General features: G+C 62.5%; 25 protein-coding genes. 16 read left to right on the top strand and 9 right to left on the bottom strand.

From position 1 onward, the window contains the following. The first annotated feature begins 137 nt into the window (after positions 1-137). From ACMUVN_RS11825 to ACMUVN_RS11790, 8 genes are all read left to right on the top strand, one after another. Positions 138-950 (top strand): DeoR/GlpR family DNA-binding transcription regulator, encoded by an 813-nt coding sequence (locus ACMUVN_RS11825; RefSeq protein ID WP_028755721.1) that lies wholly within the window; start codon positions 138-140, stop codon positions 948-950. Positions 951-998: 48 nt separating this feature from the next. After that, a complete protein-coding gene (gene rhaS / locus ACMUVN_RS11820; RefSeq protein ID WP_028755720.1) occupies positions 999-1994 on the top strand; it encodes a rhamnose ABC transporter substrate-binding protein in 996 nt (331 codons plus the stop codon). A 72-nt stretch (positions 1995-2066) separates the two neighbouring features. Next, positions 2067-3602 carry a sugar ABC transporter ATP-binding protein gene (locus tag ACMUVN_RS11815; RefSeq protein WP_028755719.1) on the top strand — a complete coding sequence of 512 codons (1536 nt, stop codon included), beginning with the start codon at positions 2067-2069 and terminating at the stop codon, positions 3600-3602. Positions 3603-3611: 9 nt separating this feature from the next. Next, entirely contained in the window at positions 3612-4613 is a 1002-nt protein-coding gene (locus ACMUVN_RS11810) for an ABC transporter permease (protein WP_183844809.1), read from the top strand. Next, complete coding sequence (locus tag ACMUVN_RS11805; protein ID WP_183844808.1) at positions 4610-5617, top strand: ABC transporter permease; 1008 nt, start codon at positions 4610-4612, stop codon at positions 5615-5617. The genes ACMUVN_RS11810 and ACMUVN_RS11805 overlap by 4 nt, the downstream gene beginning before the upstream one ends. Next, positions 5614-5934 carry an L-rhamnose mutarotase gene (rhaM, locus tag ACMUVN_RS11800; RefSeq protein WP_183844807.1) on the top strand — a complete coding sequence of 107 codons (321 nt, stop codon included), beginning with the start codon at positions 5614-5616 and terminating at the stop codon, positions 5932-5934. The genes ACMUVN_RS11805 and rhaM overlap by 4 nt, the downstream gene beginning before the upstream one ends. After that, positions 5931-7310: an FGGY-family carbohydrate kinase gene (locus ACMUVN_RS11795; protein WP_183844806.1), complete on the top strand. Its 1380-nt coding sequence runs from the start codon at positions 5931-5933 to the stop codon at positions 7308-7310. The genes rhaM and ACMUVN_RS11795 overlap by 4 nt, the downstream gene beginning before the upstream one ends. A 79-nt stretch (positions 7311-7389) precedes the next feature. Next, positions 7390-8148: a fumarylacetoacetate hydrolase family protein gene (locus ACMUVN_RS11790; RefSeq protein ID WP_097622729.1), complete on the top strand. Its 759-nt coding sequence runs from the start codon at positions 7390-7392 to the stop codon at positions 8146-8148. A gap of 16 nt (positions 8149-8164) precedes the next feature. On the opposite strand, the gene mmsB is transcribed toward ACMUVN_RS11790, so the two are convergent. The 7 genes from mmsB to ACMUVN_RS11755 all read right to left on the bottom strand — a co-directional run bounded on the left by mmsB (position 8165) and on the right by ACMUVN_RS11755 (position 15366). Further along, positions 8165-9046 carry a 3-hydroxyisobutyrate dehydrogenase gene (gene mmsB, locus ACMUVN_RS11785; RefSeq protein ID WP_183844805.1) on the bottom strand — a complete coding sequence of 294 codons (882 nt, stop codon included), beginning with the start codon at positions 9044-9046 and terminating at the stop codon, positions 8165-8167. Between the two features lie 9 nt (positions 9047-9055). Beyond that, positions 9056-10651, bottom strand: coding sequence for a GMC family oxidoreductase (locus tag ACMUVN_RS11780; RefSeq protein ID WP_414815137.1), 1596 nt, complete (start codon positions 10649-10651; stop codon positions 9056-9058). Between the two features lie 137 nt (positions 10652-10788). Beyond that, positions 10789-11778, bottom strand: coding sequence for a branched-chain amino acid ABC transporter permease (locus ACMUVN_RS11775; RefSeq protein WP_028755711.1), 990 nt, complete (start codon positions 11776-11778; stop codon positions 10789-10791). Between the two features lies 1 nt (position 11779). Then, positions 11780-12667: a branched-chain amino acid ABC transporter permease gene (locus tag ACMUVN_RS11770; RefSeq protein WP_047612951.1), complete on the bottom strand. Its 888-nt coding sequence runs from the start codon at positions 12665-12667 to the stop codon at positions 11780-11782. A 4-nt stretch (positions 12668-12671) separates the two neighbouring features. Further along, the gene (locus ACMUVN_RS11765; protein WP_028755709.1) at positions 12672-13373 is read right to left on the bottom strand and encodes an ABC transporter ATP-binding protein; all 702 of its coding nucleotides are present in this window, start codon (positions 13371-13373) and stop codon (positions 12672-12674) included. Then, the gene (locus ACMUVN_RS11760; protein WP_047612949.1) at positions 13373-14155 is read right to left on the bottom strand and encodes an ABC transporter ATP-binding protein; all 783 of its coding nucleotides are present in this window, start codon (positions 14153-14155) and stop codon (positions 13373-13375) included. Before ACMUVN_RS11760 ends, ACMUVN_RS11765 begins: the two co-directional genes overlap by 1 nt. A 5-nt stretch (positions 14156-14160) precedes the next feature. Further along, a complete protein-coding gene (locus tag ACMUVN_RS11755; protein ID WP_028755707.1) occupies positions 14161-15366 on the bottom strand; it encodes an ABC transporter substrate-binding protein in 1206 nt (401 codons plus the stop codon). A gap of 174 nt (positions 15367-15540) precedes the next feature. Between ACMUVN_RS11755 and ACMUVN_RS11750 the strand changes: the two genes are divergently transcribed. Continuing rightward, positions 15541-16491 carry a LysR family transcriptional regulator gene (locus tag ACMUVN_RS11750; RefSeq protein ID WP_047614914.1) on the top strand — a complete coding sequence of 317 codons (951 nt, stop codon included), beginning with the start codon at positions 15541-15543 and terminating at the stop codon, positions 16489-16491. Here the strand turns inward: ACMUVN_RS11750 and ACMUVN_RS11745 are convergent, their stop codons facing one another. Further along, positions 16492-16830 carry a cupin domain-containing protein gene (locus tag ACMUVN_RS11745; RefSeq protein ID WP_028755705.1) on the bottom strand — a complete coding sequence of 113 codons (339 nt, stop codon included), beginning with the start codon at positions 16828-16830 and terminating at the stop codon, positions 16492-16494. 173 nt (positions 16831-17003) lie between these two features. Here ACMUVN_RS11745 and ACMUVN_RS11740 point away from each other — a divergent pair, with 173 nt between their 5' ends. The 4 genes from ACMUVN_RS11740 to ACMUVN_RS11725 all read left to right on the top strand — a co-directional run bounded on the left by ACMUVN_RS11740 (position 17004) and on the right by ACMUVN_RS11725 (position 20704). After that, positions 17004-18191 (top strand): acyl-CoA dehydrogenase, encoded by a 1188-nt coding sequence (locus ACMUVN_RS11740; RefSeq protein ID WP_063476028.1) that lies wholly within the window; start codon positions 17004-17006, stop codon positions 18189-18191. Between the two features lie 81 nt (positions 18192-18272). Continuing rightward, on the top strand, positions 18273-18734 hold the full coding sequence (locus ACMUVN_RS11735) for a DUF4126 family protein (protein ID WP_047614912.1): 462 nt from the start codon (positions 18273-18275) through the stop codon (positions 18732-18734). Continuing rightward, positions 18731-20092, top strand: coding sequence for an FAD-containing oxidoreductase (locus ACMUVN_RS11730; RefSeq protein ID WP_097630764.1), 1362 nt, complete (start codon positions 18731-18733; stop codon positions 20090-20092). The genes ACMUVN_RS11735 and ACMUVN_RS11730 overlap by 4 nt, the downstream gene beginning before the upstream one ends. A gap of 42 nt (positions 20093-20134) precedes the next feature. Next, complete coding sequence (locus ACMUVN_RS11725) at positions 20135-20704, top strand: DedA family protein (RefSeq protein WP_063476026.1); 570 nt, start codon at positions 20135-20137, stop codon at positions 20702-20704. 25 nt (positions 20705-20729) lie between these two features. Here the strand turns inward: ACMUVN_RS11725 and ACMUVN_RS11720 are convergent, their stop codons facing one another. Further along, a complete protein-coding gene (locus ACMUVN_RS11720) occupies positions 20730-21773 on the bottom strand; it encodes an NAD(P)-dependent alcohol dehydrogenase (RefSeq protein WP_183844803.1) in 1044 nt (347 codons plus the stop codon). Positions 21774-22265: 492 nt separating this feature from the next. Here ACMUVN_RS11720 and ACMUVN_RS11715 point away from each other — a divergent pair, with 492 nt between their 5' ends. The 3 genes from ACMUVN_RS11715 (at position 22266) to ACMUVN_RS11705 (ending at position 24294) form a co-directional block, all read left to right on the top strand. Then, positions 22266-22355, top strand: a complete 90-nt coding sequence (locus ACMUVN_RS11715; RefSeq protein WP_003547774.1) for a K(+)-transporting ATPase subunit F — start codon at positions 22266-22268, stop codon at positions 22353-22355. A gap of 68 nt (positions 22356-22423) precedes the next feature. Next, positions 22424-24127, top strand: coding sequence for a potassium-transporting ATPase subunit KdpA (gene kdpA / locus ACMUVN_RS11710; RefSeq protein WP_254955397.1), 1704 nt, complete (start codon positions 22424-22426; stop codon positions 24125-24127). A gap of 11 nt (positions 24128-24138) precedes the next feature. Next, on the top strand, positions 24139-24294 hold the full coding sequence (locus tag ACMUVN_RS11705; RefSeq protein WP_183844801.1) for a hypothetical protein: 156 nt from the start codon (positions 24139-24141) through the stop codon (positions 24292-24294). Positions 24295-24306: the final 12 nt, after the last annotated feature.

Here is a 24306-nt window from a genome sequence, read left to right as displayed (position 1 = left end):
TATCGCTCATCAAAATGCAGCTTGTCAATCGAAAACGATCAAATTCGATTATTGTGCAGCGCAATATGAAAATTTATGATCGTTTTTGATTGACACATTGTCATATGTGGGAAATAAACGATTGAAGGAGGAGCCCCATGCACGAACGCGAACGCCATCGCATTATTCTGAGCGCCGTTCAGGAAAAGTCCGTCGTGACGGTTCAGGATATTTCCGAACTGACCGAGGCTTCCGAGGCGACGATCCGGCGCGACATCGCGGCTCTTCATGTCCAGGGCAAGATCCGGCGTGTGCGCGGCGGCGCCGAGGCGGTGCATCCGCCGCAGCTCGGCAATCTTGCCGGGCGCCCTTTCCGTGTTTCGGAATCGGTCAACATCGACAAGAAACGCGCAATCGCCCGGCAGGCGGTCGAGCTTTGCGATCCGGGTGACGCGATCATCATCAATGGCGGCACGACCACCTTCCAGATGGTGCATTTCATGGCGGCGCACCGCCTGCAGGTGATGACCAATTCCTTCGCGATCGCCGAACATCTGGTCAAGCATTCGAAGAACACGGTGACAGTGCCGGGCGGCGCGATCTATCGCGAACAGAGCCTGATCCTCTCCCCCTTCGACAATGACGCGATCCGCAATTTCTACGCCCGCCGTTTCTTCATCGGCGCGCAGGGTATCGGCCCGCTCGGCATCATGGAAGCCGACGCGCTGATCATCCAGAGCGAACAGAAGCTGATGCATCAGGCCGACGAATTGGTCGTCATGGCCGATTCCAGCAAGTTCCATCGCCGCTCGAGCCTCATTCTGTGCCCGCTCGAGCGCGTGTCGACTGTGATCACCGATGACGGCATTCCGGAGGAAGCCGCCAGGATGATCGAAAATGCCGGCATCAGGCTCATTGTCGCGAGCCCGGTCGCCCAGGCAATCAAGGAGGATTCCTCGTCGGTCGCATGAGGCGCCGGCCAGGTGTGAAGAGTGTCAATCAAGTGGGAGGATGAAAGCATGAAACTCGCAAAGAAACTCGCAATCGGCGTGGCATTTGCCGTCGCCATGATGGCGGGAACGGCCAGCGCCGCCGACATCAAGATCGGCCTCGTCGTCAAGTCGCTCGGCAACGGCTTCTTCGATGCCGCCAACAAGGGCGCGCAGGAAGCCGCCAAGGAACTCGGCGGTGTCGAGGTCATCTATACCGGTCCGACGTCGACGACGGCCGAAGGCCAGATCGAAGTCATCAATTCGCTGATCGCCCAGGGCGTCAACGCCATCGCCGTTTCGGCCAATGATCCTGACGCGCTCGTTCCGGCGCTGAAGAAGGCGGCGCAACGCGGCATCAAGGTGATCTCCTGGGATTCGGGCGTCGCGCCTGAAGGCCGTATCCTGCAGCTCAACCCGTCGTCCAACGAGCTGATCGGCAAGATGTGCCTGACGCTCGCCAAGGACCATCTCGACGGCGGCAAGGGCGACTTCGCCATCCTGTCGGCAACGACCACCTCGACCAACCAGAACATCTGGATCGACCAGATGAAGAAGCAGCTCAAGGATTTCCCGGGCCTCAACCTCGTCACGACCGTTTATGGCGACGACCTCTCGGATAAGTCCTATCGTGAAGCCGAAGGCCTGTTGAAGTCGAACCCGAACGTCAAGGTCATCGTCGCTCCGACGACGGTCGGCGTTCTCGCTGCTTCGAAGGTCGTCGAAGACAAGGGCCTTGTCGGCAAGGTCTACGTCACCGGCCTCGGTCTGCCTTCCGAAATGGCCGGCGCGATCAAGTCGGGAGCCACGAAGGAATTCGCCATCTGGAACCCGATCGACCTCGGCTACTCCGCAACGCAGATCGCCTATCGCCTCGTCAAGGGCGAAACCGACGGCAAGCCGGGCAGCGAGATCGAAGTCGGCCGCATGGGCAAGATCAAGGTCGGCGACAACGGCGAAGCCGCCATGGCCGATCCCTTCGTCTACAATGCTTCGAACATCGACCAGTTCTCCAAGGTCTTCTGATCCGGAGCGACGCATAAAAGCCCGGCGGCTCGACGGCCGCCGGGATTCTCATTCGACACTGGTAGAAGCTTGATGAACGCCGCCTTTCAACAAACCGCCACGGACAGCAAAACCGGTGATGCGCCAGCCATTCTGGAAATGCGCGGCATCTCCCAGATCTTCCCGGGCGTGAAGGCGCTCGACAATGTCAGCATCGCGCTGCATCCCGGCACGGTGACGGCGCTGATCGGCGAAAACGGTGCCGGCAAATCGACGCTCGTCAAGATCCTGACCGGAATCTACCGGCCGAATGAAGGCGAGATCCTCGTCGACGGCCGGCCGGTAACCTTTGCCAGCGCCCAGGCCGCGATCGATGCCGGCGTCACCGCCATCCATCAGGAAACCGTGCTGTTCGACGAGCTGACGGTTGCCGAAAACATCTTCCTCGGCCATGCGCCGCGCACACGTTGGCGCACCATAGATTGGCAGACGATGAACAGCCGCGCCAAGGCGCTGCTGACCGCGCTCGAAAGCAATATCGATCCGACGATCCGGCTGAAGGACCTCTCGATCGCGCAGCGCCATCTGGTGGCGATTGCGCGTGCGCTGTCGATCGAGGCCCGCATCGTCATCATGGACGAACCGACGGCAGCCCTTTCCCGCAAGGAGATCGACGATCTCTTCCGCATCGTCCGGGGCCTGAAGGAACAGGGCAAGGCGATCCTGTTCATCAGCCACAAGTTCGACGAGGTTTACGAGATCGCCGACGACTTCGTCGTCTTCCGGGACGGCCGCGCCGTCGGCCAGGGCCGGCTCAAGGAGACGCCGCAGGACGAGATCGTCCGCATGATGGTCGGCCGCGACGTCGAAAACGCCTTTCCGAAGATCGATGTCGCCATTGGCGGCCCGGTTCTCGAGATCAGTCATTACAGCCACCGCACCGAATTCCGCGACATCTCCTTCACCCTGCGCCAGGGCGAGATTCTCGGCATATACGGCCTGATCGGCGCCGGCCGCTCGGAACTGTCGCAATCGCTCTTCGGCATCACCAGGCCGCTCTCCGGCAAGATGATGCTCGAAGGCCGCGAGATCACCATCCATTCGCCGCAGGATGCGATCCGCGCCGGCATCGTTTACGTGCCGGAGGAACGCGGCCGCCATGGACTGGCGCTGCCGATGCCGATCTTCCAGAACATGACACTGCCGTCACTGGCCCGCACCTCGCGCCGGGGTTTCCTCAGGGCGGCCGAAGAATTCGCGCTCGCCCGCAAATATGCCGAGCGGCTGGATTTGCGCGCCGCGGCCCTTTCCGTGCCGGTCGGCACGCTGTCGGGCGGCAACCAGCAGAAGGTCGTCATCGGCAAATGGCTGGCGACCGCGCCGAAGGTCATCATCCTCGACGAACCCACCAAGGGCATCGATATCGGCTCGAAGGCGGCCGTGCACGGCTTCATCAGCGAACTCGCCGCCGAGGGCCTGTCGATCATCATGGTCTCATCCGAACTGCCCGAAATCATCGGCATGTCGGACCGCGTGCTGGTGATGAAGGAAGGCCTGTCTGCCGGAATTTTCGAACGCGCCGAACTGTCACCGGAAGCGCTGGTGCGCGCCGCCACCGGCAATGCATGAGGTAGACACATGGCAAGACTGATCAGAAAACGCGAAACCCTGCTCTTCGCCATCATCGTCGTGATGATCGCGATCTTTTCGACGCGCGCTGCCGATTTCGCAACGCCGGAGAATCTCGCTGGCATTTTCAACGATACCTCCATCCTGCTCATCCTGGCGCTGGCGCAGATGACGGTCATCCTGACGAAATCGATCGACCTGTCGGTTGCCGCCAACCTCGCCTTCACCGGCATGGCGATCGCGATGATGAATGCCGCCTATCCCGACCTGCCGCTCGTCCTGCTCATCCTTGCCGCGATCGTCATTGGCGCCTGCCTCGGCGCCATCAACGGCTTTCTTGTCTGGGCGCTCGAAATTCCGCCGATCGTCGTCACGCTCGGCACGCTCACCATCTATCGCGGCATGGCCTTCGTGCTGTCGGGCGGGGCGTGGGTCAACGCCCATCAGATGACGCCGGTTTTCCTGTCGGTGCCGCGCACGCCGATCCTCGGCCTACCCGTCCTCGGCTGGGTGGGCATCGTTATCGTGCTCCTGATGTATGTCCTGCTTCGATATACCCAGTTTGGCCGCTCGGCCTATGCGACCGGCGGCAATCCGACCGCGGCCGTCTATGCCGGCATCGATACGGGCTGGACGAAATTCCTCGCCTTCGTCCTGTCGGGCGTGCTAGCCGGCCTGGCGAGCTATCTCTGGGTATCGCGTTATGCGGTGGCCTATGTCGATATCGCCAACGGCTTCGAACTCGACAGCGTCGCGGCCTGCGTCATCGGCGGCATCTCGATTGCCGGCGGTGTCGGGTCGGTCGCCGGCACCGTGCTCGGCGCACTTTTCCTCGGCGTCATCAAGAATGCGCTGCCGGTGATCGGCATTTCACCCTTCACGCAGATGGCGATCTCCGGAACCGTCATCATTCTCGCCGTCGCCTTCAATGCCCGGCGCGAGCGCAACCGCGGCCGCATCATCCTGCGCGACCGCGCCGCAGCCGAGGTCAGAACGGAGGCAGCAGCATGAGCACCGTGTCCACACATGAAAAGCGGGTCATTCCCGACCGCCTCGGCACACCCTTCCGCCGCATCCTTGCAAGCTGGGAAGTGCTGCTCTTTGCCGTCGCCGTCCTGATCTTCATCTTCAATTCCCTCGCCTCGCCCTATTTCCTCGATGCCTGGAACCTTTCGGACGCCACCTTCAACTTTACCGAAAAGGCGATGATCGCCTTCGCCATGGCACTGCTGGTCATCGCTGGCGAAATCGACCTCTCGGTCGCCGCGATCATCGCGCTCGCCTCGACGGCGATGGGCGCGGCAGCGCAGCTCGGCATCGGCACGCCGGGCCTGGTCGCGATCGGCATCGGCACCGGTCTTGCCTGCGGCATCTTCAACGGCGTGCTGGTCTCGGTGCTGAAACTGCCGTCGATCGTCGTCACCATCGGCACGATGAGCCTGTTCCGCGGCATTTCCTATATCGTGCTCGGCGACCAGGCCTATGGCAAATACCCCGCCGATTTTGCCTATTTCGGCCAGGGTTATGTCGTCTGGGTGTTCTCCTTCGAATTCGTGCTCTTCATCGTGCTGGCGATCCTCTTCGCCATCCTCTTGCATGCGACGAATTTCGGCCGGCAGGTCTATGCGATCGGCAATAACGACTTCGCCGCCCGCTTCTCCGGCATCCCGGTCGAGCGCGTCAAATTCATCCTCTTCCTGCTGACCGGCGTCATGAGCGGCGTCGCCGCCGTCTGCCTGACCTCGCGCCTCGGCTCGACCCGGCCGTCGATCGCCCAGGGCTGGGAACTCGAGGTCGTCACCATGGTCGTGCTCGGCGGTATCTCGATCCTCGGTGGCTCCGGCACGATCGGCGGCGTCGTCATCGCCGCCTTCGTCATGGGCCTCGTCACCTTCGGCCTCGGCCTGTTGAACGTGCCCGGCATCGTCATGTCGATCTTCATCGGCCTGCTGCTGATCATCACCATCGCCATCCCGATCATCGCCCGCCGCGTCAAGCTCATGAGTTCCCGATGACAGCAGAAAAACACGCCTTCAAGATGCAGCTCCATCCCGGCATGGAAGCCGAATACCGCAGGCGGCATGACGAGATCTGGCCGGAACTGGTCGATCTCCTGCACAAGTCCGGCGCCAGCGACTATTCCATCCATCTCGACCGCGAGACCAACTCGCTGTTCGGCGTGCTGACGCGGCCGGCCGACCATACGATGGCGAGCCTGCCGGACCACCCTGTGATGAAGAAATGGTGGGCCCATATGGCCGATATCATGGCGACGAATCCGGATAATTCGCCCGTGCAAAGCGACCTCGTCACCCTCTTCCATATGCCATGAACGCCCCCTCCTATCACCGCATCGCCGTCCTCGACATCGGCAAGACCAATGCCAAGGTCGTCGTGCTCGACAGCGAGACCGGCGCCGAAATCGCCGTGCTGAAGCGACCGAACATCGCGATCAAAACGGGTCTCTATCCGCACTACGATATTGAGGCGCTCTGGTCCTTCGCCCTCGATGCGCTGAAGAGCCTTGCGCGTGAGCCGGGCTTCGACGCCATTTCGATCACCACCCATGGCGCCTCCGCAGCACTCCTTGCCCGGGACGGCGCGCTTGCCATGCCTGTTATCGACTACGAGCACGAATATCCGCAGGAGATCCGCGATGCCTATACGGCGTTGCGTCCCTCCTTCGACGAAACCTTCTCGCCGCGCCTTGCGATGGGCCTCAATGTCGGCGCGCAGCTGCACTACCAGAAGACCGCCTTTCCCGAGGAATTCGCTAAAGCTGCGACCATCCTCACCTATGCGCAATATTGGACGGCGCGGTTGACGGGTATTGCCGCCAATGAGCTGACCTCGCTCGGCTGCCATACCGATCTGTGGAACCCGAGAGCCGGCAGCTATTCCTCGCTCGTCGACAGGCTCGGGATCCGCGACCTGATGGCGCCGATCCGCTCCGCCTTCGATGCGCTCGGCCCGGTCCTGCCCGAGATCGCCGCAGAACTCGGCCTTGCCGCACCCGTGCCGGTCTATTGCGGCATTCACGATTCCAATGCCTCGCTGCTGCCGCATCTGGTCCATCGGGAGGCGCCCTTCGCCGTCGTCTCCACCGGCACATGGGTGATCAATTTCGGCGTCGGCGGCGATCTCGACCATCTCGACCCCAACCGCGATGCGCTCGCCAATGTCGATGCCTATGGCCGCGCCGTTCCCTCCTCGCGTTTCATGGGCGGCCGGGAATTCGAGATCCTTTCTGCCGAAATCGGCCCAGTCGACGAAAAGGCCGTCCAGGCGGCAATCGGCCCGGTCATCGACAAGGGCATGATGCTCTTGCCGAATATCGCCGCCGGTTCCGGGCCTTTTCCGGGAAAGGCAAGCCGCTGGATCGGCGCCGAAGAGGCAAGCCGCGAGCAGCGCTATGCAACGGCCTGCCTCTATCTCGCTTTGATGACCGATGCCTGCCTCGGGCTGATCGGCGCCAAAGGCCCGGTTATCGTCGAAGGGCCTTTTGCCCTGAATGGCACCTATCTCAAGCTGCTCGCCGCCCTAACCGGTCGTGAAGTCATGGCCCTTCCGGGCTCGACCGGCACCAGCCAGGGGGCGGCCCTTCTGACCGGCATCCGGCCGGCGTCGGGTGCCGAGACGCATATTCCGCCGACCGATATCCCGGGTCTGGCCGCCTATCGCACCCACTGGTACGCGGCGACGGAATAGGAGCTTTTCCAAGAACGGACCTTGTTCATCCCTGTCTTGTGGTTAGTGTGCACCTCGAAAATCAGGTCGAGGAGATAGCATGACAGAGACATTCGATCCGCGCGCCCTTGCAGCCAGGCTTCACGGCCTGCACCAGGCGGGTCACCAGGAGGCAACGAGCACTTTCGCGCTGCCAGCCGATCTGCATCAGGCGATGGAGGTGCAGAATTTGCTCGCCGCCGCAGACGGCGTTTCCAGCAATGCCTGGAAGGTGACGGTCTCGCCGCAGGGCCAAGCGGTCGCTGCTCCGCTGCATCCCTATGCCGAAGCCGTTTCGGGCGCTGATATTCCCTGGTATCCGGGCCTGAAATTCGAGACCGAGATCGCGGTGCGCCTCGGCAGCGACCTGCCGATCCGCGCGGGCACAGCCTACAGCCGCAGCGAAGTGGTCGGGGCGATCTCCGCCGTCCATCTCGGCGCCGAGCTGCTGGTCAGCGCCGTCAGCGAGAGCGGCAGCGTTTCGTTTCTGCTGTTCGTCGCCGACCGCCTCGGCAATAGCGGCTATGTGCTCGGTCCGACGCTGGAAAAAAGCGTCGTCGACACCGTCGGCGGGACGCCGCTCAAGGTCACCCATGCCGGCCGCACGATCTATGATGGCCCGGCGCAGCATCCGAAGGGCGACGTTCTCACCTGGCTGATCGATTACGCCAATGACGGTTTGCGCCCCGAGACATCTCTGAAGGCAGGCGCGCTCATCACGACGGGCACGTTGAGCGGCGCGATCGAACTGACCGAACCCGGCGACATCGACATCCTGCTCGGTGACACCAGGTTGAGCTTCTCGGTGTCGAAGGGTTGAGTTGGCGCCGTGGCGCCTACGCCTTGTCGCGAAACATCTCGATGATCGCGGAAAAATCCTTTCCGCCATTGCCCAGCTTCTCGAAGAGCGCAAAAAGCTGTGCTGCTTCCGCGCCGAGCGGCGTGGAAGCGCCGCTCGTCAGCGCCGCTTCCTGGGAGAGTCTCAGATCCTTCAGCATCAAAGCCGCGGCAAAGCCCGGCTTATAGCCGTTGTTCGCGGGCGAGGTCGGCACCGGCCCCGGAACCGGGCAATAGGTATTGAGCGACCAGCATTGGCCCGAGGATGTCGAGGCGACATCGAACAGTGCCTGATGCGAAAGCCCGAGCTTCTCGGCAAGCACGAAGCCCTCGCAGACGCCGATCATCGAAATGCCGAGGATCATGTTGTTGCAGATCTTCGCCGCCTGGCCGGCGCCGGCCTCACCGCAATGGACGATCTTCTTTCCCATCGCCTCCAGGATCGGCTTTGCCTTGGTGAAGGCCTCTTCCGCGCCGCCGGCCATGAAGGTCAGCGTGCCTGCGGTCGCCCCGCCGGTACCGCCGGAGACGGGGGCGTCGAGCGACAGGCAGCTGGCGGCCTTGGCCATCTCATGCGCCTTGCGGCTGCTCTCGACATCGATTGTGGAGCAATCGATGACCAGCGTGTCCTGCGCCGCGGTCTGGAGGATATCGGCCCAGGCCGTCAGCACATGTTTGCCCTGTGGCAGCATGGTGATGACGATGTCCGCGTCCTTGACCGCCTGGCTGGCATGGCTTGCCGGTTTGACCCCGCTCTCCTCGGCCGCCTTCAGCACCGACGCCGCGAGATCGAAGCCGAGGACCTCGTGACCTGATTTAACCAGATTGGCCGCCATCGGCCCGCCCATATTGCCAAGCCCGATGAATGCGATCCTTGCCATGGTCTTCTCCTATCGATTGTCTTCGAGGATCATCGCTGCCGCCTTTTCGGCGATCATGATCGTCGGCGAATTGGTGTTGCCCGAGGTGATCGACGGCATCACCGAGGCGTCGGCGATCCTGAGCTTGCCGAGCGCCCGGAATTTCAGCCTGGGATCGACGACGCTGTCCCTGTCGGCGCCCATGCGGCAGGTGCCGACGGGATGGAAGATCGTCGTGCCGATATCGCCCGCCGCCCGCTCCAGATCGGCCTCCGTCTGATAGCTCGGCCCCGGCTTGAATTCTTCCGGCCTGAAACGGGCAAAGGAAGGCTGCGCGACGATCTTGCGCGTCAACCGTATAGAACGGACAGCTATGTCACGATCGCGCTGCGTCGAGAGGTATTTCGGACTGATCGTCGGCTGGGCGGCAAAATCCGGGCTCGACAGATGCACCGAACCCCGGCTTTCCGGCCGGAGATTACAGACGCTCGCGGTGATCGCCGGGAAAGGATGGACGGGGTCGCCGAACTTATCCAGCGAGACCGGCTGCACGTGATATTGCAGATCCGGCGTTTCCCGGTCCGGGCCGGAGCGGGTGAAGATGCCGAGCTGGCTCGGCGCCATCGCCATCGGCCCGGAGCGGCGGACGAGATATTCGAGCCCGATCGCCGCCTTGCCGATCAGCTTCGTCGCCTTCTCGTTCAGCGTCGGAACACCCGTCACCCTATAGGCGAGACGCAGCTGCAGATGATCCTGCAGGTTTTCACCGACACCCTTCACCTCCGCGACGACATCGATGCCGGCTTGGCTGAGAACCTCGCCCCTGCCGATGCCGGACAGCTCCAGGATATGCGGCGATCCGATCGAACCGGCTGAAAGGACGGTTTCTTTCACCGCATAAGCGCGTTTTGCCACGCCGCTATGCTGGAATTCGACGCCGGCAACGGCGCCTTCCTCCACCAGCAGCCGCCGGACCTGCGCCTTGGTGATGACAGTCAGGTTGGAGCGCTTCATCGCCGGGCGCAGGAAGGCCTTCGAGGTGTTCCAACGAATGCCGGAACGCTGATTGACGTCGAAATAGCCGGACCCTTCGTTGCTGCCGCGGTTGAAATCCGCGATCTCCAGGATGCCCGCTTCCCTGGCCGCCTGTTGGAAGGCATCGAGCACGGCCCAGCGCACACGCGCCTTCTCGATGCGCCATTCGCCGCCGGCGCCATGCATCTCGTCTTCGCCGCGATAAAAATCCTCGGACTTGCGGAAGAAGGGCAGTACATCGTCCCAGCCCCAGCCGCTGCAGCCCATCTGCCGCCAGAGGTCGTAGTCGCGCGCCTGACCGCGCATGTAGATCATGCCGTTGATCGACGAACAGCCGCCGAGCACCTTGCCACGCGGATAGCTCAGCGCCCGGCCATTCAGACCGGCTTCCGGCGCAGTGGTGAAGCACCAGTCGGTGCGCGGATTGTTGATGCAATAGAGATAACCGACCGGAATATGGATCCAGTGGTAGTTGTCGCTGCCGCCGGCTTCGAGCAGCAGCACCCGGCTCCGGCCATCGGCGGACAGCCGGTTTGCGAGCACGCAGCCGGCGCTGCCTGCCCCGATGATGATGTAGTCGTAACGATCCATGTGCCCTGCACGAAACTCCAGATGCTTGCCGCTTCCCCCTCCCCGCAGCGCGGGGAGAGGAAGAGTCGCAGCGCCGCCGCCCGTCTCCTTTCCCGGGAAAGAGGGATTCTTTCCTGGAAAAAGAGAGGTCCGCCCGTTCAGCGGCGATAGACGAAGCCCAGTTTCCGCCCCAGCCGCGAGGCGTAGAATTCACCGATAATGCCGCGGCGGAAGATCAACACGCAGACCATGAAGACGATGCCGGTGATGATCGTCACAGGAAATTCCGACGTGGCCAGGTAGTTTTCCAGCGCCACCACCAACCCGGCGCCGAAGAGCGGGCCGATCAGCGTGCCGATGCCGCCGAGCAGCGTCATCAGGATCACCTCGCCCGACATCTGCCAGGCAACGTCGGTCAGCGTTGCGAACTGGAAGACAATCGATTTGACAGCACCCGCGAGCCCGGCAAGCGCTGCCGACATGACGAAGGCGCCGAGCTTGTAGCGCGCCACGGAATAACCGAGCGAGATCGCCCGCTGCTCGTTTTCACGGATCGATTTCAAGATCATGCCGAAGGGTGAGTTGATGAAACGCCAGATGATCAAGACGCCAATGATGAAAACAGCAAGCACGAAATAATACATGTTGGTCGAGCTGTTCAGATCGATGAAACCGAAGAGATGGCCCCGCGGCACGGACTGGATGCCGTCCTCGCCCTCGGTGAACTCCGCCTGCAGGCAGAAGAAGAAGAACATCTGCGACAGCGCCAGCGTGATCATCGCAAAATAGATGCCCTGGCGGCGGATGGCGAAGAAGCCCATGACCAGGCCGAGAAACGCAGCACCCACCACCCCGATCAGAATGCCGAGTTCCGGCGGCAGGCCCCATGTCTTCACCGTGTAGGCGGTGAAATAGGCCGCTCCCCCGAAGAAGGTGGCATGGCCGAAGGAAAGCAGGCCGGTATAGCCGAGCAGCAGGTTGAAGGCGCAGGCAAAGAGCGCGAAGCAGAGCAGCTTCATCAGGAAGATCGGATAGAAGAAGAACGGCGCCAAGAGCAGGAGCAGCAGCCCCGCCAGCAGGAAACCCGCCTGCACCGACAGAGCGGTTCGGTTTTTTTCCGTTCGGATGGTTTCGGTGATGTCAGCCATGTCAAGCATCCCGTCCGAAGAGGCCCGCGGGCCTGATGAGAAGCACGATCGCCATGATGACGAAGATCACGATGTTGGAAGCCTCGGGATAGAAGACCTTGGTCAGACCCTCGGCGATGCCGAGCACATAACCGGTGATGATCGCGCCCATGATCGATCCCATGCCGCCGACGACGACCACGGCGAAGACGACGATGATCATATTCGATCCCATCAGCGGCGAGACCTGGTAGATCGGCGCCGCCAGCACGCCGGCAAAGGCGGCAAGACCGGCGCCGAGCGCGTAGGTGAGCGTCAAGAGCACCGGCACGTTGACGCCGAACACCTGCACCAGCACGGCGTTTTCGGTGGCGGCCCTGAGATAGGCGCCGAGCTTGGTCTTCTCGATCAGCAGCCAGGTGCCGAGGCAGACGACGAGCGAGACGACGACCACCCAGCCGCGATAGATCGGCAGGAACATGAAGCCGAGATTGGCCCCGCCGGCAAGCGCTGCCGGCGTCGCATAGGGCTGGCCGGAAGAGCCGTAGAGATAGCGGAAGGTGCCCTCGACCGCGAGCGCCAGGCCGAAGGTGAAGAGCAGGCCGTAGAGCGGATCGAGATCGTAGAGCCGGCGGAGGAACAGCCGCTCGATGATGGCACCGGCAAGGCCGACGATGACGGGCGCCACGATCAATGACGGCCAGTAGCCGATGCCGGCATAGGTCAGCAAGAGGTAGGCGACGAAGGCGCCGAGCATATATTGCGCGCCGTGGGCGAAGTTGATCACCCGCAGCAGGCCGAAGATGATGGCGAGGCCGAGGCTGAGCAGCGCATAGAAGGAGCCGTTGATCAGGCCGATCAGCAGCTGGCCGAACAGCGCCTGCAGGGGAATGCCGAAGATCATCGTCATCTGGTCACACTCCCAGAACCTTGTGCAGCGTATCCATGCGCTGCGGCAGTTCACCGACCGGGAATTCCGACACCATTTGCCCATGATCCATCAGATAGAAGCGATCGGCAATACGGCTGGCGAAACGGAAATTCTGCTCGACGAGCAGGATCGTCATGCCGCGCTCCTTCAGCGTCTTCAGCACCTCGCCGATGCGCTGGACGATAACGGGGGCAAGCCCTTCCGTCGGCTCGTCGAGAATGAGCAGCTTGACGCCGGTACGCAGGATGCGGGCGATCGCCAGCATCTGCTGCTCGCCGCCGGAAAGCTTGGTGCCCGGGCTGCCGCGGCGCTCGTAGAGATTGGGGAAGAGCTCGTAGATTTCGTCGAGCGTCATGCCGCCCTCTGCCACGACAGGCGGCAGCAGCAGGTTTTCCGAAACGGTGAGCGTCGAGAAGATACCCCGCTCCTCCGGCACGAAGCCGATGCCCCGGTGCGCCGTCTTGTGCAGCGGCACCTGCATCATATCGCTGCCGGCAAAACTGATCTTGCCCTTGCGGGCGCGGACGATGCCGGTGATGGTGCGCAGCGTCGTTGTCTTGCCGACGCCGTTGCGGCCGAGAATGGTGATCGTCTCGCCTTCGGCCACCCGCATGTCGACGCCGTGCAGGACGTGACTTTCGCCGTACCAGGCATTGAGCCCCTGGACTTCGAGGAGAGCGGCCATCAATGCTCCTCCGTGCCCATATAAGCCACGCGGACGCGCTCGTCCTGGCTGACGGTGGCATAGTCGCCCTCGGCGAGGATTTCGCCGCGCTGCAGCACGGTGACGTGCTGGCAGATGTTGGCGACGACGGAGAGATTGTGCTCGACCATCAGCACCGCGCGCTCGCGGGCAACCTCGCGGATGATGGATGAAACGACGCCGACATCCTCCAGCCCCATGCCGGCCATCGGCTCGTCGAGCAACAGCACTTTGGGATCGAGCGCCAGCGTGGTGGCGATCTCCAGCACGCGCTTGCGGCCATAGGAAAGATCGGCGGCGATATGATCGCGCTCCTTGGAGAGCCCGACGCTGGCGAGCAGTTGCTCGGCGCGCTCGTTCAGCCGGTCGAGCGCCGACAGAGGCCGCCAGAACTGCGTGGAGAGATTGTTCGGCCGCTGCAGCGCCACCCGCACATTGTCGAGAACGGTAAGGTGTGGAAAGACCGCCGAGATCTGGAAGGAGCGCACCAGTCCCATGCGCGCCACCTTGTCGGGCGGCGTCCCGGTGATGTCGGTGCCCATCAGCGTGATCGTGCCCGATGTCGGCTGCAGGAACTTGGTCAGCAGGTTGAAGACCGTGGTCTTGCCGGCGCCGTTCGGGCCGATCAGTGCATGCACGCTGGCGTCATGCACGTCGAGATCGACATTCTTGACGGCCGTGAAGCCGCCGAAATCGCGGCGCAGGCCGCGGGCGGAGAGTACCACCCGCGGCTTTACCTGAGTTTCTATTGCGGAAACCGCCATCGTGCTTACTTCACCAGATCGCAGCCGCTCTTGGCGGGATCGATATAGGCTTCCTTGCCGGGAATGGTGGCGAGCACGTTGAAATAATCCCACGGCTCCTTGCTTTCGGACGGCTTCTTGACCTGCAGCAGGTACATGTCGTGGATCATGCGGCCGTTGGCGCCGACCGTGCCGCCACGGCCGAAGACGTCATCGACCGGCATTTCATGCAGTTGCTTGGCGACGGCTTCCGTTTCGTCGGTGCCAGCCTTCTGCACCGCCTTCAGATATTGCGTCACCGCCGAATAGGTGCCGGCATGGATCATGTTCGGCATCTTGCCGGTGCGGGCGAAGAACTTCTTGGCGAAGGCGCGGCTCTCGTCGTCGCGGTTCCAGTAATAACCTTCCGTCAGCGTCAGCCCCTGCGCCGCCTCGAGCCCGAGCCCGTGCACTTCGGCGAGCGTGAACAGCAACGCCGCCAGATGCTGGCCACCCTGGGTGATGCCGAATTCGGCCGCCTGCTTGATGGCATTCGAGGTGTCGAGGCCGGCATTGGCAAGGCCGATCACCTTGGCGCCGGATGATTGCGCCTGCAGCAGGAAGGACGAGAAGTCCTGGCTCGACAGCGGATGCCGGACGGCGCCGACGACCTTGCCGCCGCTCGCCTTGACGTAATCGCTGGTCTGCTGCTCCAGCGAATAGCCGAAGGCATAGTCGGCGGTCAGGAAGAACCAGCTGTCGCCGCCCTGCTTGACGAGTGCGCCGCCGGTGCCGACGGCGAGCGCATGGGTGTCGTAGGCCCAATGGAAGCCGTAAGGCGAGCAGGCCTTGCCGGTGAGATCGGTCGTCGCCGCACCGGTGACGATATCGATCTTCTTCTTCTCCTTGCCGATCGCCTGCACGGCGAGCGCCACCGACGAAGTCGTCAGTTCCATGATCGCATCCACCTGCTCGGTGTCGTACCACTGGCGGGCGATGTTGGAGGCGATATCCGGCTTGTTCTGGTGGTCGGCATCGACGATCTCAACCGGCACATCGAGCACCTTGCCGCCGAAATCCTCGACCGCCATCTTGGCGGCTTCGACGGAGGACTTGCCGCCGAAATCGGCATAGACACCCGACTGGTCGTTCAGGATGCCGATCTTGACCTTGCCGTCGGTCGCGCTCTGCGCGAGCACTGCGGTGCTGCTCGCAAGCAGAAATGCAACTGATGCAATAAGATTCTTACGCATTTTCTCTCCTCCCAGAGATTGGCCAGATTGCGGATCTGTTCAAATTTGGCCAGCCGCACTCCTCAGAACGACGGACCCTCACCTTACGATCACGGAAATTCCGCCCTGAGGCAACGGGTGGTTTACAACTAATTCCAAACAGTATCTGTTCATTTTTGAACAGAGAGGATCGCGATGAACAATCCACCGCAGTTTACTTGGGACGATCTGCAGTTTTTTCTAGCCGTCGCCCGCACCGGACAGCTGTCGACGGCGGCGCGCCAGCTGCGTTCCAGCCACGCCACCGTCTCGCGCCGCATCGACCGGCTGGAGTTCACCCTCAAGGTCAAGCTGTTCGAGCGCAATCCGCGCGGCTATGTGCTGACCGCCATGGGCACGCGCTTCGTCGAGACGGCCGAAAGGATGGAGCAGGAGACAGAACGGCTGCGCGCCGACCTTGCCGACGGCTCGATGGCGCAGCGCGGCCTGGTGCGCCTCAGCGCGCCGGAGGGATTTGCCAATTTCTTCTTCGCGACCGTGCTGCCGCAGTTTGCCGCCCAGCATCCGCACCTGTCGCTGGAACTGGTGACGATCCAGCAGATCATGTCGCTGTCGCGCAAGGAGGCCGATCTTTCCGTCGTGCTCGACGAGCCGAAGGGCGGGCCTTATTTCGCCGAGAAACTGACCGACTACCATCTGCAGATCTACGGCTCGCGCGACTATCTCGCGAAGGCGCCTGCGATCACCTGCCGCGAAGACCTGCTTGAGCATCCCTTCGTCAGCTATATCGAGGAAATGATCTTCGCGCCGGGCCTGGACTATCTCGGCGATGTGCATCCGCGCATCAAGCCGCAATTCCAGAGCTCCAGCATCTTCGCGCAGCTCACCGCCACGAGAAACGGTCTCGGCCTCTGCATCCTGCCCTATTTCTTCGCCAGCCGTTATCCCGAACTGGTGCGCGTGCTGCCCGAGGAAATCGACCTCAAGCGCCATTACTGGATTACCTGCCACCGCGACCTGAAACAGGCGCCGCGCGTGCGCGCCGTCATCGATTTCCTGCGCGAGGCGGTGCGCGGCGAGGATACGCGCTTCGTGCCGCCCTATGTCACCGCCGCCGGCCCGGCGCGCCGGGCAAGGGAAAGCTGATTATTTCAGGAATTCAGCCCGGTGCGGGGTGAACGTATCGATCAGCCGGCCCTTTTCCAGGGCCTTGACGCCGTGGACGAGATTGGGAGGCACGATGAAGCTGCCACCCTGCTGCAGGACTTCGGTCCGGCCATCGATCGTCACCTCGAAACTGCCTTCGGCGACATAGCTTGCCTGGATATGCGGATGCGAATGGGCAGCCCCGACGGCGCCGCTTTCGAAGGCCACTTCCACCATCATCATCTCGGGCAGATAGGTCATGATGCGCCTCACGACGCCGGGCTCCGGGTTGACCCATTCGGCGCCTTCGGCCGATACGAACAGATCGCTTGACGACATTTCCGCCTCCTCGTTGCAGAATCGATCGCGGGCAAAGTGGAGCATGCCGAGACTTTTGAAAAGATGGCGCGGCCCGTCTTTTCGAGACTGCCGCCTTCTGTTGACGCGGTCGGCTGGCGGGTCTATGGCCACTTAAGCGAGGCAAGCCAGAACCGGGACGAGGAGACGCGGCCATGCAGCATACGCGCGAAGTTTTCGACTGGGCCGATCCATTCCGGCTGGTGGAGCAACTGACCAGTGAAGAGCGCATGGTGCAGGACACCGCCCACGCCTATGCGCAGGAAAAGCTGGCGCCCCGGGTTCTCGACGCCTTCCGCCATGAAAAGACCGATCCCGAAATCTTCCGCGAAATGGGCGAACTTGGCCTGCTCGGCCCGACGATCTCTCCCGACTACGGCGGCGCCGGCCTCGGTTACGTCGCCTACGGCCTGATCGCCCGCGAGGTCGAACGGGTCGATAGCGGTTACCGCTCGATGATGAGCGTCCAGTCCTCACTCGTGATGGTGCCGATCGAAACCTTCGGGTCGCAGGCGCAGAAGCTGAAATACCTGCCGAAACTCGCCACCGGCGAATGGATCGGCTGCTTCGGCCTGACCGAGCCCGATCACGGCTCCGACCCCGGCTCGATGGCGACGCGCGCCAGAAAGGTCGACGGCGGTTACAGCCTCACCGGCTCGAAGACCTGGATCTCCAACGCGCCGATCGCCGATGTCTTCGTCGTCTGGGCAAAGACCGAGGATGGGCTCATCCGCGGCTTCATCCTCGAAAAGGGCTGGAAAGGGCTTTCGGCGCCCGCCATCCACGGCAAGGTCGGCCTACGCGCCTCGATAACAGGCGAAGTGGTGATGGACAGTGTCTTCGTGCCCGAGGAAAACCTTTTGCCTGGCGTCACCGGCCTCAAGGGACCGTTCACTTGCCTGAACTCGGCCCGCTTCGGCATCGCCTGGGGCGCGCTCGGCGCGGCCGAGGATTGTTATGCGAGAGCACGGCAATATACGCTGGAGCGCAAGCAGTTCAGCCGGCCGCTTGCCGCCAACCAGCTGATCCAGAAGAAGCTCGCCGACATGGCCGCTGAGATCTCGCTCGGCCTTCAGGGCTGCCTGCGGCTCGGCCGCATGAAGGAGGAAGGCCATCCGCCGGTGGAACTGACCTCGATCCTCAAGCGCAACAGCTGCGGCAAGGCGCTGGAGATCGCGCGGGCAGCCCGCGACATGCTCGGCGGCAACGGCATCTCCGACGAATTCGGCATCGCCCGTCATCTCGTCAACCTCGAAGTGGTCAACACCTACGAGGGCACACACGACATCCACGCACTGATCATCGGCCGGGCAATCACCGGCATCGCCGCCTTTGCGAACTAGGCCGGGAAGGCGAATTGCCACGCGCCTGACAATGTGCAACTTTCCTTAATTGCGGCAAGCGCCGGCAAAAAGGGGTCATGCATGTTTCTGCTTCTTGCATTGCTGATCGGTGTCATATCGGGCCTTCGCACCATGACCGCACCGGCCGCCGTCGCCTGGGGCGCAGCACTCGGCTGGTTCGACGTGTCGCAGACGCCGCTTGCCTTCATGGGGTATCGATGGACGCCGTGGATCTTCACGGTTCTCGCCATCGTCGAACTGATCGCCGACCAGCTGCCGTCCACGCCGTCGCGCAAGGTGCCGATGCAGTTCGGTGCCCGCATCGTTTCAGGCGCCCTGGCAGGGGCGACGATCGGCGCCGCCAGCAGCCTGCTCTTCGGCGGCCTGATCGCCGGGGTGATCGGCGCCGTCATCGGCACATATGGCGGCGCTGCCGCCCGTAGCCGGCTTGCCGCCTCGTTTGGCAAGGACCTGCCGGCTGCTCTCATCGAAGACGCCGTCGCCGTCATCGGCGCGGTATTGATCGTGGCGGCCGTGTCATGAAGAGCTTCGACGCCATCGTTATCGGCGCCGGCCAGGCCGGTCCATCGCTTGCCGCCCGCATGGTCGAAAAGGGCATGAAGGTGGCGTTGATCGAGCGCAAATTCCTCGGCGGCACCTGCGTCAATGCCGGCTGCATGCCGACGAAGACGCTGGTCGCCAGCGCCCGCGCCGCCCATGTCGCAAGAACCGGCGCCGCCTATGGCGTCAATATCCCGGGCGAGATCGCCATCGACATGAAGGTGGTCAGGGCTCGCGCCGAAACGGTGACGATGAATGCCCGCAACGGCCTGATCGGCTGGCTCGCCGGCATGGACGGCATGACGGTGATTTACGGCCACGCTTGTTTCGAAGGCCCGAAGACCGTCAGCGTCAACGGCGAGACGCTGACCGCACCGCGCATCTTCCTCAATGTCGGGGCGCGGCCGGTCATCCCCGCGCTACCCGGCATCGACGACATCGACTACCTCACCAGCACCTCGATTATCCAGCTCGACACGGTGCCGCGGCATCTCACCATCATCGGCGGCAGTTATATCGGGCTGGAATTCGCGCAGATGTATCGCCGCTTCGGCGCTGAGGTCAGCGTCATCGAGCATGGCCCGAAGCTCGCGTCGCGTGAGGACGAGGATATATCCGACGCGATCGCCGATGTGCTGCGCTCGGAGGGCATCGACATTCATACCGGCGTCAGCGACATCGCCTTTGCTAGGAGCAGCGACGGGATAACGGTCGCCACCGATTCAGCGAGGATCGATGCGAGCCATGTGCTGATCGCCACCGGCCGCGAGCCGAATACCGACGATCTCGGCCTCGATGCCGCCGGCGTCATTACCGATCAACGCGGTTTCATCACCGTCGACGACAGGCTCGCCACCAATGTCGAGGGCATCTGGGCGCTCGGCGATTGCAACGGCCACGGCGCCTTCACCCACACCTCCTACAATGATTTCGAGATTGCCGCCGCCAACCTGCTCGATGGCGACGACCGCAAGCTCTCGAGCCGCATCCCGGCCTATGCGCTCTACATCGACCCGCCGCTCGGCCGCGTCGGCATGACGGAAAAACAGGCGCGCGCTTCCGGACGCAAAATCATGGTCTCGACCCGGCCGATGAGCCGGGTCGGCCGCGCCAATGAACGCGGCGAGACCAAGGGTTTCATGAAGGTGGTTGCCGATGCCGAGACAAAGGAAATCCTCGGCGCGGCGATCCTCGGCATCGAGGGCGACGAGGTGATCCACGGCCTCATCGACGCGATGAATGCGGGAACGACCTATCCCGCATTGCAATGGTCGGTGCCGATCCATCCGACGGTGTCGGAGCTGATCCCGACCCTGCTTGGGGATTTGAAGCCGGTTTAGCGGTAAAAACCCCGGGGGCGAGGACGGCTGGAGGCGGACTGCGTGTCTATCGAATTGCTGATCGAGAATTACGGTCTGCTGGCCATATTCCTGGGCGCCGCCTTCGAAGGCGAAACAGCCGCGTTTCTCGGAGGCGTGATTTCCCATCGCGGGCTGCTGACTTATGGGGCGGCGTCGCTTGCGGCAACGGCGGGCTCCTTCGCCGGCGATCAACTATGGTTCTTCGTCGGTCGTTACGCCGCGCAATGGGGCTTTGTCCACCGGCTGATGGAAAAGCCGGCCCTGGCGCGCGCAACCGGGCTTCTGGAAAGATATCCCACCGGCTTCATCTTTGCGTTTCGTTTTCTGGTGGGGTTGCGGACGATCAGTCCGATCGTCATCGGCACGACCCGGATTCCGACCGGAAAATTCGTCGTCATGAATGCCGCAGCCGCGTTGGTGTGGGGGCAGCTGTTCACGGGGCTCGGTTATCTCTTCGGGCATGGCGTCCAACAGACATTGGGCCACCTTCCGCTTCACCGCCACCTGCTGATCGCAGTCGGAGCCGCGGCTGTCGTCGCAGCCGCGGCGCTTGCCTTTCGCAAGATGAAACTGAGTGCCAGGCACTCATAGGAGCAGACTGGGGAGCAGACTGGCTCTATTCCATCACGATCTGCAGCTTCACATCGCTTGGCCGCGCCTCGACGGCGCGATCGAACGCCTTGATCGAATCTTCGAATTTGAAGGTCTCTGATATCAGCGGCTTCAGGTCGACGCGGCCCGAGCCAAGCAGCGCGATCGACCGCTCATACTGATGCGCGTAGCGGAACACCGTCTCGATGCGGATTTCCTTGGTGGATGCCGTCGAGACGTCGAAGCCGATCGGGTTGACCGGCAGGCCGACGACGACGATGACGCCGCCCGGGCGCGGAAGCGCCATGATCGTCTCCCAGGCCTTCGGCGAACCGGAGCATTCGAAGACGACATCGGCGCCCCAGCCGTCGGTCAGCCGGCTGACCTCTTCGACCAGGCTCTGCTCGCGGATATTGACCGGAATGACGCCCTGGTATTGTGCGGCAATATCGAGCTTCGGCTGGGCGAGATCGGCGACGATCGCCCGGGCGCAGCCGCCGGCAAGCGCCGCGATCGCCACCATCGTGCCGATCGGCCCGGCGCCGAGGACGACGGCAGTATCACCAGGCGTAATCTTCGCCTTGGCTGCCGCCTGCATGCCGACGGCGAAGGGCTCGACCATGGCGCCTTCGGCAAAGCTGACATTGTCGGGCAGCTTGAAAGTATAGTTGGCGGGATGCACGACCTCCGGCGTCAGCACGCCGTGGATCGGCGGGGTCGCCCAGAAGGTCACGGCCGGATCGATATTGTACAGGCCGAGCCGGCTTGCCTTGGAATTCGGATCGGGAATGCCGGGCTCCATGCAGACGCGGTCGCCGACCTTCAGATGCGTCACGCCGGCCCCGACCTCGACGACCGTACCCGCCGCTTCATGGCCGAGCACCATCGGCGCGTTGACGACGAAGGGGCCGATCTTGCCGTGCGTGTAATAATGCACGTCCGAACCGCAGACGCCGACGGTGTGGATCCTGATCTTCACCTCGCCAGGGCCGGTTTCGAGCGGCAGATCGATATCGCGAAGCGCAAGCTCATGCTGGCGCTCGAGGACAAGCGCGCGGACTTTGGTCATCGTCGGTTTCCTTCCCTAGTGGCTTGCCCATGACTCCATCGGGCAGCGTCGGAGCTGACTATAAGGCCCGAAGCGCTCTCAATTCAACCGGATTGCGAAGGCTTTTGCTCAACAAATGAAAAAATGCTCACAGGGAAGTCCAGAGCCGAGGAGCGGCTCGTCCACTGGTCCGATGGCGAACGGCCTCGTATGGGCATTTATAAGATTTTTATATTGATGGTCCGTCGCCCGTCTCGAACCTTTATGCGCTTCGGCTCCATATTGATGTCCGAGAGATCGAAAAGATCATCTCCACGCCAGAAAGCATGAAAGGCGGCTTCCCTGGATCCGGCCTGAATCCGGATAGCGCCCTTTGTCTTGTCTGACTCCAAGAAGAACAACAGGAGTCACGATCATGATGGATATCATTCTACTCGCCACGGCGATCATATTCTTCGCGCTATGCTTTGCTTACACCAGAGCCTGCGACAGGCTTTGACAGGAGAAACGACGATGACCCTCGATTATGTCTTGAGCGGTGCCGTAACCGTGTTTCTCACCGTTTACCTCACCTACGCTCTCCTTCGCCCAGAACGCTTTTGAAGAGAACTGGCGATTCTCGGTCGCGCATGCGCAACTGAGAAGCAGCCGGGTATTGAAAGTTTACCTCCATGACCCTCAACGGATGGCTTCAGATCCTGCTTTACTGCGGGATCGTCCTCGTGCTCGTCAAACCGCTCGGCGGCTATATGACACGTGTCTTCAGCGGCGAGCGCACCCTCCTTTCACCCGTCCTCGTTCCCGTCGAACGGGGGCTTTACCGCATTGCCGGCACCAGCGAAGGCGAAGAACAGCATTGGACCTCCTATGCCTTCGCCATGCTGATGTTCAACCTGCTCGGCGTCATCGTGCTTTACGCGCTGCAGCGCCTGCAGGCCGGCCTTCCCTATAATCCGGCCGGCATGGCAGCCGTCCCGCCGGAGCTTTCCTTCAACACCGCCGTCAGCTTCGTCAGCAACACCAACTGGCAGAATTACGGCGGCGAAAGCACCATGTCCTATCTGACGCAGATGGCCGGCTTCACCGTCCAGAACTTCGTCTCCGCGGCGACCGGCATTGCCATCGCACTCGCCTTCATCCGCGCCTTCTCACGCGCTTCGGGCAAGGCCATCGGCAATTTCTGGGTCGATATGACGAGAGCCACCTTCTATGTGCTGCTGCCGATCTGCATCGTGCTGACGCTGGTCTTTGTCTATCTCGGCGTGCCGCAGACGCTTGGGCCCTACGTCAATGCGACGACGCTCGAAGGCGCACAGCAGACGATCGCCGTCGGCCCCGTCGCCTCGCAGCTTGCCATCAAGATGCTCGGCACCAATGGCGGCGGCTTCTTCAACGCCAATTCGGCCCATCCGTTCGAAAACCCCGATGCGATCTCCAACCTCATCCAGATGGTGTCGATCTTCGCCATCGGCGCGGCCCTGACCAACGTCTTCGGCCGCATAGTCGGCAATCAGCGCCAGGGCTGGGCGATCCTCGCCACGATGGGCGTCCTGTTCGTCGCCGGCGTCATCGTCACCTATTGGGCGGAAGCCGCCGGCAATCCGCTGATGCACGCCTTCGGTCTTGGCGGCGGCAATATGGAAGGCAAGGAAGTCCGCTTCGGCGTCGCCCTGTCCTCGCTGTTTGCGGTCATCACCACGGCCGCCTCCTGCGGCGCGGTCAACGCCATGCATGGCAGCTTCACCGCGCTTGGCGGCCTCATCCCGCTGATCAACATGCAGCTCGGCGAAGTCATCGTTGGCGGTGTCGGCGCCGGCTTCTACGGCATCCTGCTGTTCATCATCGTCGCCGTCTTCGTCGCCGGCCTGATGGTCGGCCGCACCCCGGAATATCTCGGTAAGAAGATCGAGGCGAAGGAAATGAAGATGGCCGTTCTCGCCATCCTCTGCCTGCCGCTCGCCATGCTGGTCTTCACCGCGATCGCCAGCGTCCTTCCGAGTGCGGTCGCATCGGTCGGCACGTCAGGTCCGCACGGCTTCTCCGAAATCCTCTATGCCTATACGTCGGCTGCGGCCAATAACGGCTCGGCTTTCGGCGGCCTGACGGGCAATACGCCGTGGTACAACATCACCCTTGGCTTGGGCATGCTGATGGGCCGTTTCCTGGTCATCATTCCGGCTCTTGCCATCGCCGGTTCGCTGATCGCCAAGAAGTCGGTTCCGGCATCGGCAGGCACCTTCCCGACGGACGGTCCGCTCTTCGTCGGCCTGCTCGTCGGCACGATCCTGATCGTCGGCGGCCTGACCTTCTTCCCGGCCTTAGCGCTTGGCCCCATCGTCGAGCACCTGGTCATGATCGCCGGCCAGACCTTCTGAGGGGTGATGCCATGATCCTCCGTCACAGGCTTCGCAATGCCTTCCACCCACGTCCCGGTGCGCCGGGACGTGGGAATGGCCCGAGGCCCCAGGCCTCCGACATCATCCTGGTGATGATGGCAGGCGTCCTCGTCATCGCCGCCATCTTCAAAATCCTACAGGGCTGACCGCTTCCGGTT

The sequence above is a fragment of the Rhizobium sp. IY2 genome, from assembly GCF_047532935.1.
In the GTDB taxonomy this organism is placed as follows: Bacteria; Pseudomonadota; Alphaproteobacteria; order Rhizobiales; family Rhizobiaceae; genus Rhizobium; species Rhizobium anhuiense.
Note: the sequence above shows the minus strand (reverse complement) of the source record. Positions and strands in the feature narration are given on the sequence as shown.

Excerpts from the sequence above, each read along its gene's own strand:
- ACMUVN_RS11815 (WP_028755719.1), top strand. The coding sequence starts at position 2,067 with ATGAACGCCGCCTTTCAACAAACCGCCACGGACAGCAAAACCGGTGAT.
- ACMUVN_RS11735 (WP_047614912.1), top strand. The coding sequence starts at position 18,273 with ATGTTTCTGCTTCTTGCATTGCTGATCGGTGTCATATCGGGCCTTCGC.
- ACMUVN_RS11715 (WP_003547774.1), top strand. The coding sequence starts at position 22,266 with ATGACCCTCGATTATGTCTTGAGCGGTGCCGTAACCGTGTTTCTCACC.
- ACMUVN_RS11745 (WP_028755705.1), bottom strand. The coding sequence starts at position 16,830 with ATGTCGTCAAGCGATCTGTTCGTATCGGCCGAAGGCGCCGAATGGGTC.
- ACMUVN_RS11770 (WP_047612951.1), bottom strand. The coding sequence starts at position 12,667 with ATGACGATGATCTTCGGCATTCCCCTGCAGGCGCTGTTCGGCCAGCTG.
- ACMUVN_RS11805 (WP_183844808.1), top strand. The coding sequence starts at position 4,610 with ATGAGCACCGTGTCCACACATGAAAAGCGGGTCATTCCCGACCGCCTC.
- mmsB (WP_183844805.1), bottom strand. The coding sequence starts at position 9,046 with ATGGCAAGGATCGCATTCATCGGGCTTGGCAATATGGGCGGGCCGATG.
- ACMUVN_RS11750 (WP_047614914.1), top strand. The coding sequence starts at position 15,541 with ATGAACAATCCACCGCAGTTTACTTGGGACGATCTGCAGTTTTTTCTA.
- ACMUVN_RS11825 (WP_028755721.1), top strand. The coding sequence starts at position 138 with ATGCACGAACGCGAACGCCATCGCATTATTCTGAGCGCCGTTCAGGAA.
- ACMUVN_RS11780 (WP_414815137.1), bottom strand. The coding sequence starts at position 10,651 with ATGGATCGTTACGACTACATCATCATCGGGGCAGGCAGCGCCGGCTGC.
- ACMUVN_RS11755 (WP_028755707.1), bottom strand. The coding sequence starts at position 15,366 with ATGCGTAAGAATCTTATTGCATCAGTTGCATTTCTGCTTGCGAGCAGC.
- ACMUVN_RS11795 (WP_183844806.1), top strand. The coding sequence starts at position 5,931 with ATGAACGCCCCCTCCTATCACCGCATCGCCGTCCTCGACATCGGCAAG.
- rhaM (WP_183844807.1), top strand. The coding sequence starts at position 5,614 with ATGACAGCAGAAAAACACGCCTTCAAGATGCAGCTCCATCCCGGCATG.
- ACMUVN_RS11765 (WP_028755709.1), bottom strand. The coding sequence starts at position 13,373 with ATGGCCGCTCTCCTCGAAGTCCAGGGGCTCAATGCCTGGTACGGCGAA.
- ACMUVN_RS11740 (WP_063476028.1), top strand. The coding sequence starts at position 17,004 with ATGCAGCATACGCGCGAAGTTTTCGACTGGGCCGATCCATTCCGGCTG.
- ACMUVN_RS11760 (WP_047612949.1), bottom strand. The coding sequence starts at position 14,155 with ATGGCGGTTTCCGCAATAGAAACTCAGGTAAAGCCGCGGGTGGTACTC.
- ACMUVN_RS11730 (WP_097630764.1), top strand. The coding sequence starts at position 18,731 with ATGAAGAGCTTCGACGCCATCGTTATCGGCGCCGGCCAGGCCGGTCCA.
- ACMUVN_RS11810 (WP_183844809.1), top strand. The coding sequence starts at position 3,612 with ATGGCAAGACTGATCAGAAAACGCGAAACCCTGCTCTTCGCCATCATC.
- ACMUVN_RS11720 (WP_183844803.1), bottom strand. The coding sequence starts at position 21,773 with ATGACCAAAGTCCGCGCGCTTGTCCTCGAGCGCCAGCATGAGCTTGCG.
- ACMUVN_RS11775 (WP_028755711.1), bottom strand. The coding sequence starts at position 11,778 with ATGGCTGACATCACCGAAACCATCCGAACGGAAAAAAACCGAACCGCT.
- rhaS (WP_028755720.1), top strand. The coding sequence starts at position 999 with ATGAAACTCGCAAAGAAACTCGCAATCGGCGTGGCATTTGCCGTCGCC.
- ACMUVN_RS11790 (WP_097622729.1), top strand. The coding sequence starts at position 7,390 with ATGACAGAGACATTCGATCCGCGCGCCCTTGCAGCCAGGCTTCACGGC.
- ACMUVN_RS11705 (WP_183844801.1), top strand. The coding sequence starts at position 24,139 with ATGATCCTCCGTCACAGGCTTCGCAATGCCTTCCACCCACGTCCCGGT.
- kdpA (WP_254955397.1), top strand. The coding sequence starts at position 22,424 with ATGACCCTCAACGGATGGCTTCAGATCCTGCTTTACTGCGGGATCGTC.